The organism is Klebsiella sp. B345, from assembly GCF_051131735.1.
GTDB lineage: Bacteria > Pseudomonadota > Gammaproteobacteria > Enterobacterales > Enterobacteriaceae > Klebsiella.
Genome location: NZ_CP180443.1, coordinates 761,566 through 777,022, shown reverse-complemented (window position 1 = coordinate 777,022; position 15,457 = coordinate 761,566). Strand labels below are relative to the sequence as shown.

Annotated in this window: 14 protein-coding genes; 9 read left to right on the top strand and 5 right to left on the bottom strand. The window is 58.3% G+C overall.

Annotated features, from left to right (window positions below; genetic code table 11):
* Positions 1-14: 14 nt before the first annotated feature.
* Positions 15-2,165 (bottom strand): formate dehydrogenase subunit alpha, encoded by a 2,151-nt coding sequence (gene fdhF, locus ACMYSO_RS03665; protein ID WP_434669370.1) that lies wholly within the window; start codon positions 2,163-2,165, stop codon positions 15-17.
* A 242-nt stretch (positions 2,166-2,407) separates the two neighbouring features.
* On the bottom strand, positions 2,408-3,490 hold the full coding sequence (locus ACMYSO_RS03660) for a malate/lactate/ureidoglycolate dehydrogenase (RefSeq protein WP_434669368.1): 1,083 nt from the start codon (positions 3,488-3,490) through the stop codon (positions 2,408-2,410).
* A 235-nt stretch (positions 3,491-3,725) separates the two neighbouring features.
* On the opposite strand from ACMYSO_RS03660, the gene ACMYSO_RS03655 reads away from it, so the two are divergent.
* Positions 3,726-3,845, top strand: coding sequence for a small membrane protein (locus ACMYSO_RS03655; protein WP_148060390.1), 120 nt, complete (start codon positions 3,726-3,728; stop codon positions 3,843-3,845).
* A 28-nt stretch (positions 3,846-3,873) separates the two neighbouring features.
* Here ACMYSO_RS03655 and ACMYSO_RS03650 read toward each other — a convergent pair whose 3' ends face one another.
* Complete coding sequence (locus tag ACMYSO_RS03650; protein WP_434669367.1) at positions 3,874-4,833, bottom strand: helix-turn-helix domain-containing protein; 960 nt, start codon at positions 4,831-4,833, stop codon at positions 3,874-3,876.
* 359 nt (positions 4,834-5,192) lie between these two features.
* On the opposite strand from ACMYSO_RS03650, the gene nqrC reads away from it, so the two are divergent.
* From nqrC to ACMYSO_RS03610, 8 genes are all read left to right on the top strand, one after another.
* Entirely contained in the window at positions 5,193-5,951 is a 759-nt protein-coding gene (gene nqrC / locus ACMYSO_RS03645) for an NADH:ubiquinone reductase (Na(+)-transporting) subunit C (RefSeq protein ID WP_434669366.1), read from the top strand.
* A 151-nt stretch (positions 5,952-6,102) separates the two neighbouring features.
* Entirely contained in the window at positions 6,103-8,043 is a 1,941-nt protein-coding gene (locus ACMYSO_RS03640) for an FTR1 family iron permease (RefSeq protein ID WP_434669364.1), read from the top strand.
* A gap of 30 nt (positions 8,044-8,073) precedes the next feature.
* Positions 8,074-8,601 (top strand): iron transporter, encoded by a 528-nt coding sequence (locus ACMYSO_RS03635; RefSeq protein WP_434584442.1) that lies wholly within the window; start codon positions 8,074-8,076, stop codon positions 8,599-8,601.
* Positions 8,602-8,894: 293 nt separating this feature from the next.
* Positions 8,895-10,274: a Fe-S-containing protein gene (locus ACMYSO_RS03630; RefSeq protein WP_434669363.1), complete on the top strand. Its 1,380-nt coding sequence runs from the start codon at positions 8,895-8,897 to the stop codon at positions 10,272-10,274.
* Between the two features lie 2 nt (positions 10,275-10,276).
* Entirely contained in the window at positions 10,277-11,560 is a 1,284-nt protein-coding gene (locus ACMYSO_RS03625) for an ABC transporter permease (protein WP_434669362.1), read from the top strand.
* Positions 11,550-12,680, top strand: coding sequence for an ABC transporter permease (locus tag ACMYSO_RS03620; RefSeq protein ID WP_434669360.1), 1,131 nt, complete (start codon positions 11,550-11,552; stop codon positions 12,678-12,680). Before ACMYSO_RS03625 ends, ACMYSO_RS03620 begins: the two co-directional genes overlap by 11 nt.
* A 4-nt stretch (positions 12,681-12,684) precedes the next feature.
* Positions 12,685-13,380 carry an ABC transporter ATP-binding protein gene (locus ACMYSO_RS03615; RefSeq protein WP_434669358.1) on the top strand — a complete coding sequence of 232 codons (696 nt, stop codon included), beginning with the start codon at positions 12,685-12,687 and terminating at the stop codon, positions 13,378-13,380.
* Positions 13,367-13,858: a TlpA family protein disulfide reductase gene (locus tag ACMYSO_RS03610; protein ID WP_434669357.1), complete on the top strand. Its 492-nt coding sequence runs from the start codon at positions 13,367-13,369 to the stop codon at positions 13,856-13,858. Before ACMYSO_RS03615 ends, ACMYSO_RS03610 begins: the two co-directional genes overlap by 14 nt.
* A gap of 44 nt (positions 13,859-13,902) precedes the next feature.
* Here ACMYSO_RS03610 and ACMYSO_RS03605 read toward each other — a convergent pair whose 3' ends face one another.
* Complete coding sequence (locus ACMYSO_RS03605) at positions 13,903-14,634, bottom strand: class II aldolase and adducin N-terminal domain-containing protein (RefSeq protein ID WP_434669355.1); 732 nt, start codon at positions 14,632-14,634, stop codon at positions 13,903-13,905.
* Between the two features lie 4 nt (positions 14,635-14,638).
* Positions 14,639-15,454, bottom strand: coding sequence for a transporter substrate-binding domain-containing protein (locus ACMYSO_RS03600; RefSeq protein WP_434669354.1), 816 nt, complete (start codon positions 15,452-15,454; stop codon positions 14,639-14,641).
* Between the last annotated feature and the right edge of the window lie 3 nt (positions 15,455-15,457).

Here is a 15,457-nt window from a genome sequence, read left to right as displayed (position 1 = left end):
TGTCAGCCGTACCGTCAGGCGCTGACCGCCGCTTTCAGACGGGCCTTCATATCGCTGTAGGCGCGCCAGGCGTACTGCTCGGCCCACAGCTGGTCCTCGATAGCGTCGATTTTCACCGCGCAGTACTTGGTTTCCGGCGTTTTCGAGATCGGATCAAGGTTGTCCTGGGTCAGTTCATTACAGGCGCCGACCCACCATTGATAGGTCATATAGACGGCGCCGCGATTGATACGGTCGCTGATGTCGGCACGGGTGATCACTTTCCCGCGTCGCGAGCTGACCCACACCAGCTGCCGGTCGGCGATCCCCAACTGTTCGGCGTCGGCGCGGCTGATCTGCACCCGACCAGGTTCATCGGCAAGGGATTGCAACGCCGCGCAGTTGCCGGTCATGGAACGGCAGGAGTAGTGGCCCACTTCGCGCACGGTGCAGAGCACCAGCGGATAGCCGGCATCCGGCGTTTCGGCCGGCGCCCGCCACGGGGCGGCAAACAGCTGGCCTTTCCCGGTCGGGGTATCGAAACGGTTCTCTTTATACAGCCACGGCGTGCCGGGGTGGTCGAGGGTCGGACACGGCCACTGAACGTGGTTCATGTCGCCCATTTTCTCGTAGGTGACGCCGTAGAACAGCGGGCAGAGTTCGCGCATTTCGTCCCAGATTTGCTGGTTATTGTCGTAATGCATTGGGTAGCCCATCTCGGTCGCCAGCAGGCTGATGATTTCCCAGTCGCGTTTGACGTTAGCCGGTGCCGGGATCGCCTTCTCGAAGCGCTGAAAACCGCGGTCGGCGCAGGTGAAGACGCCGCCGTGCTCGCCCCACGAGGTTGCCGGCAGCAGGACGTCGGCGATCTCTGCGGTTTTGGTCATGAAGATATCCTGTACCACCACAAAATCCAGCGCCTCGATACCTTTACGCACCAGCCCCAGATCGGCTTCGGTCTGTAACGGATCCTCGCCCATGATGTAGTAGGCTTTGATCTCTCCTTCCATGGCTTTATGAGGCACTTCGGTAATGCGGGTGCCTACCTGGTCATCCATGATCGCCGGGTCGATGCCCCAGGCGCTGGCGAATTTCGCCCGCACGGCGGGGTCGGTGACCTCCTGATAGCCTGGGAACAGGTTCGGCAGCACCCCCATATCGCAGGCGCCCTGAACGTTGTTTTGCCCACGCACCGGCCCGACGCCAACGTGTTCGCGCCCGAGGTTGCCGGTCAGCAGCGCCAGGCTGGCCAGCCCTTTGACCACATCCACCGCCTGGCCGAACTGGGTGACGCCCATGCCCCACATAATGGTGGCCGACGGCGCGGCAGCAAACATTCTTACCGCCTGACGCACCTCCTGCGCTGGTACGCCGGTGATCGCCTCGACCGCTTCAGGCGAGTAGGCTTGTACCGCGTCGCGATAGGCTTCCAGCCCTTCGGTAAAGCGGTCAACGTAATCATGGTTGTAGAGGTCCTCTTCCAGCAGGACGTGACCGAAGGCATTTACCAGCGCCATATTACTGCCGTTGTTGAGCTGCAGGTGGCGGTCGGCGATGCGGGCGGTTTCGATGCGCCGCGGGTCGCAGACGATGATCTTCGCGCCATTTTCACGGGCTTTAATCACCCGGCGGGCGACGATAGGGTGGGAGTCTGCGCAGTTATAGCCAAAGACCAGCAGGCATTTTGAGTGTTCGATATCGCTGATGGAGTTACTCATCGCCCCGTTGCCGAGGGCCACCTGCAAGCCCGCCACCGAAGGGCCGTGGCAGACGCGGGCGCAGCAGTCGACATTATTGGTGTTCAGCACCGCCCGGGCGAATTTTTGCATCACATAGTTGGTTTCATTGCCGGTACCACGGGACGAGCCGGTGGTCATTATGGCGCGCGGGCCGTGCTGCGCTTTGATCTCCCGCAGCTTGTTGGCGGTGTAGCGAATGGCCTCTTCCCAACTGACCGGGGTTAATTTCCCGCCTTTCTGGTAGCGAATCATCGGCTGCTTCAAGCGCGGCGTCAGAAGCTGGGTATCGTTGAGGAAATCCCAGCCGTAGTATCCCTTGAGGCACAGCTGATTCTGGTTGGTGACCCCATCGGCCGCTTCCGCGCGGATAATTTTATTGTTATCGACAACCAGCTTGAGCTTGCAACCCGCCCCGCAATAAGGGCAAACGCTTGTGACTTTTTTCATCAGTAACAGACCTGTTAACAGTGAATGAAGATCAATGGTCAGGCCGGGCCCGGCCCGCCATCGTCATGGAATCCTTGCGCCGCGATGCTGGCAGAAGGCCGAAGCGTTATGCAGGAGTTATGCCAATATTCAAAATGTTGATATATATAGTTATTTTAATAGCGGGTGCGGCAGGCGTCATGATGTCGTCACTAATGACGATGACGTTGCAGAACGCCCGGGCAGGGCGCTCTGCGGTGGGATCAGACCATTTTCTGCTGGAACTGCGCCAGGGTCCCGGTGGCCATACCGGCTTCGCGGGCCGCTTCGCAGATGGCCTGCCAGCTACCGGCATCCAGCGGGATCCCCTGCGCCAGGCGGGACTGACGATTGGCTTCTTCCCATTCTCCCGGCACCAGAATCGGGGTCTGCTGGTCGTGAGGTGACTGCTTACACCAGTCGATAAAGGCCTCGGTTTCGCCCTGCATATCCGGCGCGTCGAAGGTTTCCGGATTGAGAATAATGGTGGTCATGCAGTTGAAAATGGCGTCGACGCAGGTCTGCAGGCTCGACTGATGGGTCGTTTTGCCGCCGGAAACGGCGCCGCCGAGGATCTCGCACAGCGTCGCCAGGGCGTAGCCTTTATGCTGGGCAAAGGTGAGCAGGGCGCCTAACGGCGAGGTCTGCATTACCGCCGGGTCGGTGGTCGGCTCTCCGTGGGCATCAATCAGTGAACCCGGCGCCACGGCTTCGCCCTTGTGCCAGGCGACGCGGGTTTTGCCGAAGGCAATAGCGCTGGTGGCGTAGTCGAGCAGCAGCGGAGGCTGGCCTTTGCGCGGGAACACGACGCATAGCGGGTTGGTACCAAAGCGGCTGTCTTTGCCACGAAACGGCGCCACCATCGGGTCACCCACGACGCTGACAAAGTGGATGGAGATAAACCCCGCCGCCGCGCACTGTTCGGCCCAGTAGCCGATGCGCCCGATATGGTGCGCATTGCGCAGGGCGATCGCCGCCATGCCGTGCTGCCGGGCCTTTTCAATACCCGTCTGCATCGCCTCATGGGCGACCACCTGACCAAAGCCGGCGTTGCCGTCTAGGGTCACCACCGCACCAGCGTCCTTCATGATGCTGGCGTGTTGGTTAAGCTGGAGATGGCCCTGGGCGTGGGAGCGCACGTAGCTCGGGATCATCCCGACGCCGTGTGAATCATGCCCGGCAAGATTGGCCGCCACCAGATGGTCGGCGACCAGAGCGGCCTCGTCAGAGGTACTGCCCAGTTGAGTGAACAGCGTGGTAACGAACTGATGCAGATCGGTAGCCTGAATACGATATCCGGTTGGCACTGATAAGCTCCTGTAGTTAGCTGATGGTGTTGTTTTTTTTGTTAAAAGCCTGACTCAGTAGGCTCTGTGTTTGCTCAGCCATGCTGCTACAGCATAGGGAGAAGATCAACGATTGCGCGCGTAAGCGCGGTGAGGGGCAAACAACAGGATTGAGGCCCGGGGTGCTGTTCGCGCAGGGCAGAATCATTATGATAAAAATGTGAGAATAATTGATAAAGAGAATATCAAAATGAATATCAGCACCCTGCTGTTAATTATCGTTGCCATCGCGCTGCTGGGGATCTCAGTCTATTGCTTACTGAGCTATATCAAAGAACGTAAAGCCACGCAGTTTAAATCGTTTCGCCACCGCTAGAACAATAACCTGCGGCTTACTCACCCGCTTATTGGTAATGGTTGTCGCGCCAGGCTTTTGGTGACGCATGATATTTTTCGCGAAAGCTTTTACTGAATAACGGGTGACTGGTGAAGCCGCAGCGCCAGGAGACCTGTTCTACCGCCAGATGACGATCCTTTTCCAACAGCTGGCGGGCCGCTTCCAGCCGAATCTCTTTGATCGCCACCATCACCGACGTGCCTTGTTCGTGGAATGCCCGGTCGAGGCTGGCTCTGGAACAGCGCAGCGCCTGGCAAATCAGGTCGGGTGACAGCTGGTGCTGATGATAGTTAAGGGTAATAAACGATCGCGCGCTGTCGACGAGGTGGCTTAATTTTCCGGTTGAGCGCAGTCCTCTTTCCTCGGCCACATCGGCCAGTACCCGCAGCGCAATGTGATGCAGACCATCGACGATCACCGCCGTCTCGGGCTGAGATAAACGATCCGATTGCGCATCCAGCAATAACATATGCGATTTTAAAAACTGGGCTAAAGGGTGGTTCTCCAGTGAAACTATCGGGCTGGAGAGTTTACCGCTGAATAATGTTTTGATTTTATCGCTGTGCGGGATGATATATAGCTGTTTAACATCGTCACATTGATAATGGTAATAATCGCTGCGCTGGTGAACAATCAGCATCCCGGCATCCACCTGGGCGCGGGTGGCCGGGGTTCTGCCGCTGATAACCTGTTTGCCCTGGAGTAATAAAGAAATATAGATCGACGATGTATCTACCTGGTGTGGGTCGAAGATTGTCTCGTTTTTAGAGCCCATCGCACTACAAAAATCGCCGGAAACCCCAGAGATAGTTTTGTGGTTGGCAATTATCGCTTCCGGCCGGCGATTATTCACCACCTTAATACCGTAGCAGTTAAGATTTTGCGATATCCGCTGATAGCGCTCTTCTGGCGCAATATCGGCCGCGCTTAACACATGTGGAACGTACAGCGTCGAAGGTCTGGACATGTTTGTCTCTTATCCCGGGGTGACGGTAGCAGGTGGCGCTTTGTTGTGTGCTGATATTATAAGATTAATCCTATAACAAGCCAGCGTTTGGGCATTTTTTTACAATTCGATTAGCGCACAGATGACCATTTCGGCGAACCGTAGATGATGATTGAAAATAATAATGGTGCGGTTTTTTATATATTGCAGTCGTTATCAGGCTGCGTTTTTAATTAAAAATAAATAAACTGAAATGACAATAAAATATATTTATCCTTGGGTGGCAACCACTGCGACGCTAAAAATAGGCTGGACAGCGAGACAAAAACGATCGCAAGCTAATACCAACATTATCATCTACCGACGGGAATCATCAGCGCATGCGTAAAAGTAAAATTATTGTTTTATCTTTGATGATTATTTGTATTTTGTTTTTCGCCATCGTTGCCGTTTATTTTTTGCTGTTGAAAGACAATGACGCCAGGCCAGTAAACCAACAGACCGACACTGCGGTACTCAACGTTGCCGGACTGCTGGGGAGCGGACAGCAGGATGCGCAAACGCTGCGCGCGTTGTACCAGGCGCACATTGTCAGTCGCCAGCTGGACCTGGATAGCGGTGAATTGCTCCCCGTCGGCCAGCAGAGCGAGGCGCCACGCTGTATCGACCTGCCGCCAGCGCGCGATCCGGCGCAAATCCGCCAGCGTTGTTCTCCGGTCGATATCTATCTGGTTCGCGATAATAAGCAACATATTCAACAGATTATCTTGCCGGTTCATGGTAAGGGTGCCAAATCGATGATGTATGCGCTGGTGGCTCTCGACACCGATGGCCGCACGGTTAACGACCTGGTCTATTACCAGCAAAACGAGACGCCGCTGTTAGGGGCGAGGGTGGAAGACCCGCAATGGCGTAGGCAGTGGGTGGGGAAAAAACTCCGCGATGGCCAGGGGACACCGGCGTTGCAGGTGGTACAGAACCAATCCGGCGAACATGATGCCTACACTGTGGATGGCATCAGCGGCGCGACCTTAACCTCCTCCGGGGTCGAGAAAAGTATCAATTTCTGGATGGGCAGCCAGGGGTACGGTAATTTCCTGCGCCATCTGCAGCACGACCCGACGCTATTAGCACGCTGATTGACTGCGGGTTCATTCATCGCTGAAGCGGTGACTCTTTGCATTATTTGACACAAACTGTCACTGATTGACATTTTCATGATCTGGGTCATGTGCATTCTGGCAAAAATAACAATGATAACGATTATCATTATTTTTATCGGAATGCACCATGGCCGCCGCTCGCGCTTTTCTGCTGTTAACGCTGTTTAGTCTCCTGCTTATTAGTGCGCAGGCGATGGCGCAGACCCGCTACACCCCCCTCATCGACGATATCGAACAGCGGCTTGATACCACCGTCGAACTCTACCAGCAGCAAAAAACCAACGAAGCGCGTCGGGAAGTGCAGGCGGCCTATTTCGAAGTGTTTGAAAATCTCGAAGGCCCCATTCGCATTAATTTCTCCGCACGCAAAAGCTACGAGATGGAGAGCAGTTTCGGCGATATCCGGAGGATGATCGCCGACGGCAAACCGCTGGCGGCGGTTCAGGCGCGGGTTGACGAGCTGAAACGGGCGCTGCGCGAGGTGGAGCCGGTGCTGGACGGCGGCCATCGGCTAGTGGCGGAGGAGCAGCATACCGCGTTGTCGCGGGACGATATCGCGCTGCACTGGCAGAACAGTTTCCGGGTGATTGACGATCTGCTGGCGCAGGCGATGAGCGCCTATCAGGCTGGCAACGTCAGCCTCGCCAGCCAGCAGGTACAGCAGGCGCACTATCAGGGTTTTAAAAACTCAGAGATGGAAATGTCGGTGCGGCAAAACCGTTCGGCAAAAGCGGCAGCGGCCATTAATCAGCAGTTTACCGCCCTGATTGCGCTGACGTCACAACCGGATCACCTCAACGAGGTGGCCTATCAGGTCACCACCCTGCTGCAGGATCTGGAAGACCTCCTGCCGGGCCTGCCGACCACCCGCGACGACCAACCGGTAAACGCTCCGACGGCAGATAACGGCGCCGCGCCGGTGGCTGACAGCACCGCGGGAGCCGACTGGGCCGCTGTGGCGGCGGAGATCCACCGCAGCGTAGAAGCAGCGCTGGCGCGCTATCAGCGCGGAGAGGCCCAACAGGCGATTCTCGATATTCAGGATACCTATTTCGACCGCTTCGAAGCCTCCGGGATGGAGAACAAAATCGGCTCCCGCGATGCAACGTTTAAAACCGCTCTCGAAGCCCATTTCACCCGCATGGTGAGCCTGATGAAGGCCGGCCAGCCGCAGGACAAACTGGCGGCGGAAGCCGCGGCGCTGGATGCCGATCTGCAACAGGCGGTGACCATGCTGGGTGAGGGCGAGGCATCCCAGTGGAGCCTGCTGCTCTACAGCCTGATGATTATTGTCCGCGAAGGGCTGGAAGCGCTGTTGATTGTGGCGGCCATCGTCGCCTGGCTGGTGAAAAACGATCATCACGACAAGCTGCCGTTAATTCGCCAGTCGGTGGTGGTGGCGCTGATCGCCAGCGTGGCGACGGCGGTGCTGTTCCAGTTGCTGTTTACCAACTCTGGTGCCAGTCGCGAGCTGCTGGAAGGGTTCACCATGCTGATCGCGGTGGTGATGTTGTTCTCCATGAGCTACTGGCTGCTGTCGAAAGTCGAAGCCCGCCACTGGAAAGCCTGGCTGGAGGGCAAGCTGAGCCACTCCCTTTCTCGTGGCTCGCTGGTCGGGCTGTGGCTGACCAGCTTCCTGGCGGTCTACCGCGAAGGGGCGGAGACCGTGCTGTTTTACTTTGCCCTGCTTGGCGATGCCCAGGGCGTCTCTGGTCACCTGGCCATCGGCGGCGGGTTCGTCATTGGCTGCGTGGTGCTGCTGGTGGCGTGGATCGTGATGCGCTACTCGGTGGTCCGCCTGCCGTTGAAACCCTTCTTCATCTTTACCGGCGGCCTGATGTACCTGATGGCGTTTGTCTTCGCTGGTAAGGGCGTCCTCGAACTGGTGGAGGGCAAACTGTTCCAGCCGACTTTAATCAGCGGGGTGCCGGAAATCGGCTGGCTCGGCATCTATCCCTATCTGGAAACCTTGTTACCACAATTCATTTTGCTGGTTGCTGCCGTGGCGGCACTGGTCATTATGCGCCGCCGCAACCAGGCGCCGACCGTGAGTATAAAAAAATCATAATTGCCCTTTAACGACGAGAGGATGTGTCAGATGACTTTCAAGAATACCGTGATTATCAGCGCCACCATGGCCGCCGTATTTACCGCCCCGGCGGCGCTGGCGTTTAAAGAGTATCCTGCCGGTGAGCCGGTCACCATGAATGAGATGGAAATCGCCGCCGTCTATCTGCAGCCAATTGATATGGAGCCGCGCGGTATGGGGCTGCCGGCCGCTAAATCGGATATCCATCTGGAGGCCGATATTCATGCGGTTGAAGGGGGCAAGAATGGCTTTGGCGCGGGTGAATGGATCCCCTATCTGACCATCGCCTACACCCTGGTCAATAGCGACACCGGTGAAAAACAGGAAGGGACCTTTATGCCGATGGTGGCCAGCGACGGCCCGCACTATGGCGCCAATATCAAAATGATGGGCGTCGGTAACTATAAAGTGACCTACCACATTGAACCGCCATCAAAAGCCGGGATGCATCGTCATACCGACAGCGAGACCGGGGTCGGCCGCTGGTGGAAACCGTTTGATGTCAGCTACGAGTTCAAATACGTCGGCCTGAACTAAGAGCCTGGCCCATTAGGCTATTTTATTTGCCATTTTGGCCCAGGGCAGTGCTCACAAAGATCTATCTTTGAACGTCCTTCAGGGCGGTCCGAAGGGTGAGCGGAGCGAATACAATCCTCACGTACGGTGTGTACGCTCCGGTTGTTCCGCGCTGTCCGTGGCCAAACTGGCGGCATCAATCTGCGCCTACTGGGACAGACTCTGCGCCTTCGTCGCGCAGGATGGCCTTCGGGTCGTCCTGCGGTGTGTTGCTTGATGCGGACTACAGTATTCCGCCGTACCGGGTCGAAGTCATGAGTTACTTTTTCGTCACCACGCTCCAGCTCTTTTTCTGTATCGCGCTGCTCTCCTCACTGCTATGGGGGCGGGGTGATACGCCATCACTGCGTCCCCTCGTCTGGATCTTACTTAGCGCGCTGGCTGCAGGACTGCTGGCCGGGCTGTTTATCCGCGGCAGTCAGACGCTACAGCTGATGCTGGTGGCCGGGGAGATCCTGCTGTCGCTGCTGTTTTTACTCAGCTTCTGGTGGGCCACGCTGCGTCTGCGCTATCTGTGGCAGTGGATCCTCGTTTCTGGTGCCGCGCGCCACTGGGCGCAGGACCCTAATCTCGGGGGGCTAACCTCCACCCACGTGCTGAATACCGATCTGCTGTTGAACCTGAGCGCGCTGGTGCTGGCATTTGCGCTGCTGTGTCTGGCGGCAGCGCTGTGCGCCATGTTGCTGCGGCGGATACGCTGGGCCTACTGGCCGCTGACCATCGTACTGATGGTGCTGCTGTGGCTGCCGCTGCTCGGCAACCTGCTGCTGCTGTTGATGAAGCTGCAGATAGTCCCGCTGCTCAAACCGCTGCTCAGTTTTGTCGCCAAAGCCACCAACAATGCTGCTGGCTATAACTGGGCGGCCGCTGCCATCCTCACGCTGCTGTGCCTGTGCTGGCTCCCGGCGCTCAGACGGTTTTCCCTCGCGGTAAAGGCGGCGGATGCGCCGGTTACCCGTCGGCTGGCGCAGGCGGAGCGGCGCGGCGCCGTGCGGCTTTGGCTGACCACCTTGTGTTGCGTTGTGCTGATTAGCGGCGGCCAACTGTGGTGGGATCTGGTGGCCTCGCAGCCGCCGAGACTGTCGGAAGCCCAGCCGGTGACGCTTGCTGCCGATGGTCTGGTGCATATTCCGCTGGCGCAGGTTCGCGACGGTAAGCTGCACCGTTTTGTCTGGGTCGCCGACGATGGCAAGGCGGTACGTTTCTTTATCATTAACCGCTATCCCGACAAGCTGCGCTTCGGCGTGGTGTTTGATGCCTGCCTGCTGTGCGGCGATCAGGGGTACGTCATGGAGGGCAACCAGGTGATCTGCGTCGCCTGCGGGGTACATATCTTTATTCCGTCAATCGGCAAACCCGGCGGTTGTAACCCGGTACCGATTGACGACTGGCGCAACGATGAGCGGGAGCTGACGATCCCCGGCAAGGCGCTGGCCGTCGGGGCTAATTACTTCTCGACCGTGCTGACCATCAAGGTGACCGACCCGGTAGACGGGAGCACCCTGACCAACACCGCGGCGGAATATAAATACAGCTACGCGGGCCGAACCTGGTTCTTCGCCTCGCAGGCCAACTATGACCGTTTCCGCAGCGAGCCTGAAACCTTTGCTGGCGATGCGGCGCGGGAGGAATAGCGATGCTGGGACGAATGATCTACCAGTCATGGGGGCGCAATCTGCGCCGCAAAGGGCTGGCAGTGTTAACCGTGTTCCTGGCCGCCAGCCTGATCTCGGCGCTGCTGGCGGTCTCTATTGATATCGGTGACAAGATGTCGCGCGAGCTGAAATCCTACGGCGCCAATATCCTGATTGAACCGGCGGGACAGGCGGCTCTACCGGCCTTGTTCAGCGAGCAAAGCAACCCGCTGGCCAGCGACGATTTTCTCGAACAGTCGGAACTGCCGAACATCAAAGATATCTTCTGGCGTAACAATATTGTCGGCTTCGCGCCGATGCTCAGCGGCGAGGTGCGCATAGATGGCAATGATATTCGCGTGCTCGGCACCTTTTTCAGCCAGCCGGTTGAGATACCCGATGAAGAGGGCTACCAGACCGGGCAGCGTACGGTCAGCCCGTTCTGGCAGGTGACCGGTGAGTGGCCGCAGGAGCCGGTTGCCCAGCAGCCACAGACCTTAGTCGGCCAGGCGCTGGCGCGCCATTATGGCTGGCAACCTGGCAAGCGGCTACGGCTTCAGGTGGCGGACAACAGCATGGAAGTGGTGGTCAGCGGCGTGCTTTCAAGCGGCGGCGACGAAGATAATCAGTTGGTCATGCCGCTGAGCGTGGTCCAGCAGTTGCTGGGTCTGCCGGGAAAAGTGCAGGCGATTCGCGTGTCGGCGCTGACGGTGCCGGAGAATGAACTGTCGCGCCGGGCGCGGGAAAACCTCGAAGCGCTAAATGCTGAAGAGTATGACCTGTGGTACTGCACGGCCTACGTCTCGTCGATTGCTCATCAACTGGAAGAGGCCATTTCCGGCGCGGAAGTGCGTCCGGTGTGGCAGGTCGCGGCGTCGGAAGGGGTGGTGATCGATAAAATTCAGCTGCTGATGGCGGTGGTAACCCTGGCGGCGCTGGCCGCTGCGGCAATGGGCATTGCCTCGCTGATGACCAGTACCATGATGGAGCGTGGCAAAGAGATTGGCCTGATGAAGGCCCTGGGCGCCCGACAGTGGCAAATTCTGCTGTTGTTTTATCTTGAGGCGGCGTTGAGCGGCCTGCTGGGCGGCGCCCTCGGCTGCGTAGCGGGCTGGGGGCTGGCGAAGATGATCGGGCTGATGCTCTTTGAAACCCCGTTGAATTTTGCCTGGGTGGTGGTGCCGTGCGTATTGGTGATCGCAGTACTGATTGCGCTAATCGGCACCTGGTTCCCGGCGCGCCGCATTGCGCGACTTTATCCTGTGGAGGTGCTGTATGGCCGCTAAGCACGACATGCTGTGGTTACTGGTATGGCGAGCGTTGCGTCTGCGTTTGCAGCGCGTTGCCGTAGTGTTCACCGCTCTGGCGGTTGGCGCCACTATCGTCACCGCACTCTCTGCGGTGTGGTTCGATATCAACAGTAAAATGAGCGAAGAGCTGCGGACCTTCGGCGCGAACTTTTACATCGGGCCAGGACACGGCTCGCGAATGCCGCAGCCTGCGCTGCAGGCGATTCTCGACGACGCGCCAAAAGGGTTGATTCACGGCGCCAGCCCCTGGCTGTATGGCACCGCACGCACCGAGCTGGAAAAGGTGGTGATGGTGGGGGTCTGGTTCGAGTCGCTGCAACAGCTGGTGCCTTACTGGCAGGTCAGCGGCAACTGGATTGGCGTCAGCTTTGACGACCGCCACGCGATGGTCGGCGTTAAGCTGGCCCAGCGGCTGGCGCTCAAGGTGGGCGATAGCGTGACGCTGGTGGATCACCAACGGCGAAAAATGCTGCAGGTGAAAGGGATCGTCGAAGCCGGTGACGCTACCGATAATATGCTGATTGTCAGCCTCGACGTGGCGCAAGCATGGCTGAACAGGCCTGGGGTCATCAGCCAGGGGCTGCTGAGCGTCAGTAACGACCTGGGTCAGGTTGAGGATTATGCCCGGCAGTTACAGCAGCGTTACCCCGACCTTGAGATCCGCCCGGTGCGCAAGGTCTCGGCCTCCGAAGGGCAGGTGCTGGATAAAATCAAAGGGCTGATGGGGCTGGTTTCGCTGGTTATCCTGGCCCTGTCGTCGTTGTGCGTCAATACCACCCTGATGGCTATCGTCGGCGAGCGCGCCCGCGAGTTCGCGCTGCAAAAAGCGCTGGGGGCCAGCAACGGTGATATCGTGCGCCAGATGCTGCTCGAGACCAGCATCATCACCCTTGCAGCGGTGGTGTGCGGTTGGGTGCTGGGGTATCTGCTGGCCCAGCTTCTGGGGATCACGGTATTTAATGCCACCATTTCGCTGCGCCTGCCGGTGCTGCCGATAACCCTGGTGCTGTCTTTGTTGGTTGCCCTGCTGGCGGCCATTGTTCCGGTGCGCCGCGCGGTGAGCGTTGAACCGGCGAAAGTATTGAAAGGAGAGTAACGCCATGACCGTCACGCCTTTACGCCAGATGGCGATTGAAACCCGTCATCTGTGTAAGCGATTCGGCGATGTCACTGCCCTGGATGACATCAATTTGCGCATCGCGCGCGGCGAATTTGTCGCGATTATGGGAGCCTCCGGCTCCGGGAAAACCACCCTGATGAACATCCTGACCTGCCTGGATACGGTCAGTGAAGGCCAGGTTATCCTCGACGGCACCGACGCTGCGGCGCTGGACGAAGAGGGGCGGCGGCGCTTTCGGGCGCAGAAGATTGGCCTGGTGTTTCAGCAGTTCCATCTGATCCCGTTTCTGACGGCGCTGGAAAATATCATGCTGGCGCAGCACTACCATAGCGTGGTCGACGAAGCGGCGGCCCGGGCGGTGCTGGCGCAGGTGGGCCTTGAGCATCGCATGACCCATTTACCCAGCCAGCTCTCCGGCGGCGAGCAGCAACGCGTCTGTATCGCCCGGGCGCTGGTAAATGAACCGCCGGTGATTTTTGCCGATGAACCTACCGGTAACCTCGATGAAGAAAACGAGCAACGGGTGCTGGACTTGCTCACCGACCTGCATCGCCAGGGGCGAACCATCGTGATGGTGACCCATAACCCGGCGCTGGGGAAATTTGCCGACCGCATCGTGCGTCTGCAGCATGGCAAGTATCTTGGCGAAGAGGTCAATGCCCATGCGTCTGCCTAAAGTGTTTGCGGTATTGCTGCTGATTCTGCTGTTGCCCGCTGGTTGCAAGGAAGAGAAGCTGGCGCGCGGTGAGCCGGCCCCGGCGTTGTCGGCCTTTGATCTACAAGGAAACTCCGCCACTCTTCAGAGCTGGCAGGGGAAAGCGGTGTATCTCAATTTCTGGTCAGCCAGCTGCGGCGGCTGCCTGGCGGAGATGGACACCCTACAGGCGCTCAGCCAGCGCTGGCCGGATAAAGTGGTGGTGGTGGGGATCAATACCGACCCGGAACAGGTCGATATCGCGCCGCTGCTGGAAAAACACGGCATTAGCTATCCAATCTTGCGTGACCAACTCAAGATGACCCAGGAGCGCTATCAGGTGATCGGCACGCCGACCTCAGTCGTGATTGACGGCAACGGGCAGGTGCGGGATCTGCATCAGGGATGGCGCAAGCCCGATGAACTCGAGGCAGTGTTCGCCAGGCTGGCGCAGCTGTAAAAGAGGGTGTCCCGGGCAGTCGCCCGGGACGTCCGTTGCACGCGTTAGTCCAGCACCGATGGATCGGCATCAATCATCATCTGCTTCATTTCGGCAAAGTGCTGGCGGGAAAAGTCGGCGATTTTCTCCCAGTCCTGGGCGGTTTTCTCCGCCACTTCATCAGACAATACCTTCAGCGGCTGGCCGGTTGACCAGGCGGTCACCAGAATCTGGCAGGCCCGCTCCAGGGTCCAGATGTCGTCAAATGCCTCTCCGATGTCGCTGCCGGTGACCAGCACACCGTGGTTGCCCATCAACAGGCGACGTTTATCCGCCAGCAATCCCGCCAGCCGTGCCCCCTCGGCGACGGTATCCGCCATTCCGCCGTACAGCGTATCCACCGCCACGCGATTGAAATAGCGTGCGCTGTTCTGTTCGACCGGCAGGATCTGCGGGTTTGCCAGACAGGCGATGCTGGTGGTGTAGACCGGGTGCAGGTGCAGCACTACGCGGACTTCCGGCAGCCGCTGATGAATCTGGCCGTGGATCGCCCACGCGGTAGCGTCGACGTCCGGTCGCCGGGCGGTTGCTTCATCATCGGCATCCAGCAGCAGCAGGTCGCTGGCGCGGATCCGCGAGAAGTGTTTCCACTTTGGATTCAGCAGGAACTTCTTGCCGTCCGCCGAGAGAGCGGCGCTAAAGTGGTTGGCCACCGCCTCATGCATGCCGAGGTGGGCGATAATGCGAAACGTCGCCGCCAGGTCGATGCGCGTCTGTTCTTCATAAGAGTAGGCCATCGGGTTACTCCGTTTTCGGCATCAGGGTTTTCAGGTCTTCTTCGGTCGGCGGCTGGAAGTTATATTTTTTCAGCAGCGCCGCATACTCTGGCGTTGCGCTGAATTTCTTCAGCCCTTCCTCAAGCGCGGTTTTGACCTCGCTGTTGCCTTTTTTGACGCCAAAGCCGTTGAGCACCGGGTAAATTAAGGTATCGGACGAGATAACGATCCGGTCCCCCAGTTTTTCGACCACGCCGCGGGCAACGGCCGCGTCGGTGATCTGCGCTTCCACCGCCCGCGACAGCAGCGCCTGGGTGGTTTGTGGGTCGGTGCTGTACTCACTCAAGATGATAGGCTTCAGGCCTTTTTTCACACAGTAGTCCGCCGACAGCTTTTGCAGTTGAGCCAGCCAGGAGGTGGCGCCCATGGAGCCGATTTTATGGCCGCAGAACGCTTCCGGGGTTTTCGGCTGATAGCTGGCGCCTTTGAGCGCCAGAATCGACTCGCCGCTTTTCAGGTACGGCACCATATCGATGACCTTCAGGCGTTCGGCGGTGATGTACATCGACGAGTTGGTGATATCAAAACGCCCACCCTGCAGACCAGGGATCAGGTTCGGAAAACGGGTATCGGTATTGACCGCCTCGCGGCCAATGGTTTTGGCAAGGCCGGCAAGGAACTCGATATCAAACCCGGCCGGTTTGTTGTTTTCCATATATTCATAAGGATAAAAAGTCATATCCGAACCGGCGGTAATCTTCCCCGGCTGCTGAAAGGCGAAGGTGCTGAACGAGGTCAGGGCGCCAGCGGTACACAGGAGCAGAGCATTCAATTTTTTCATAAA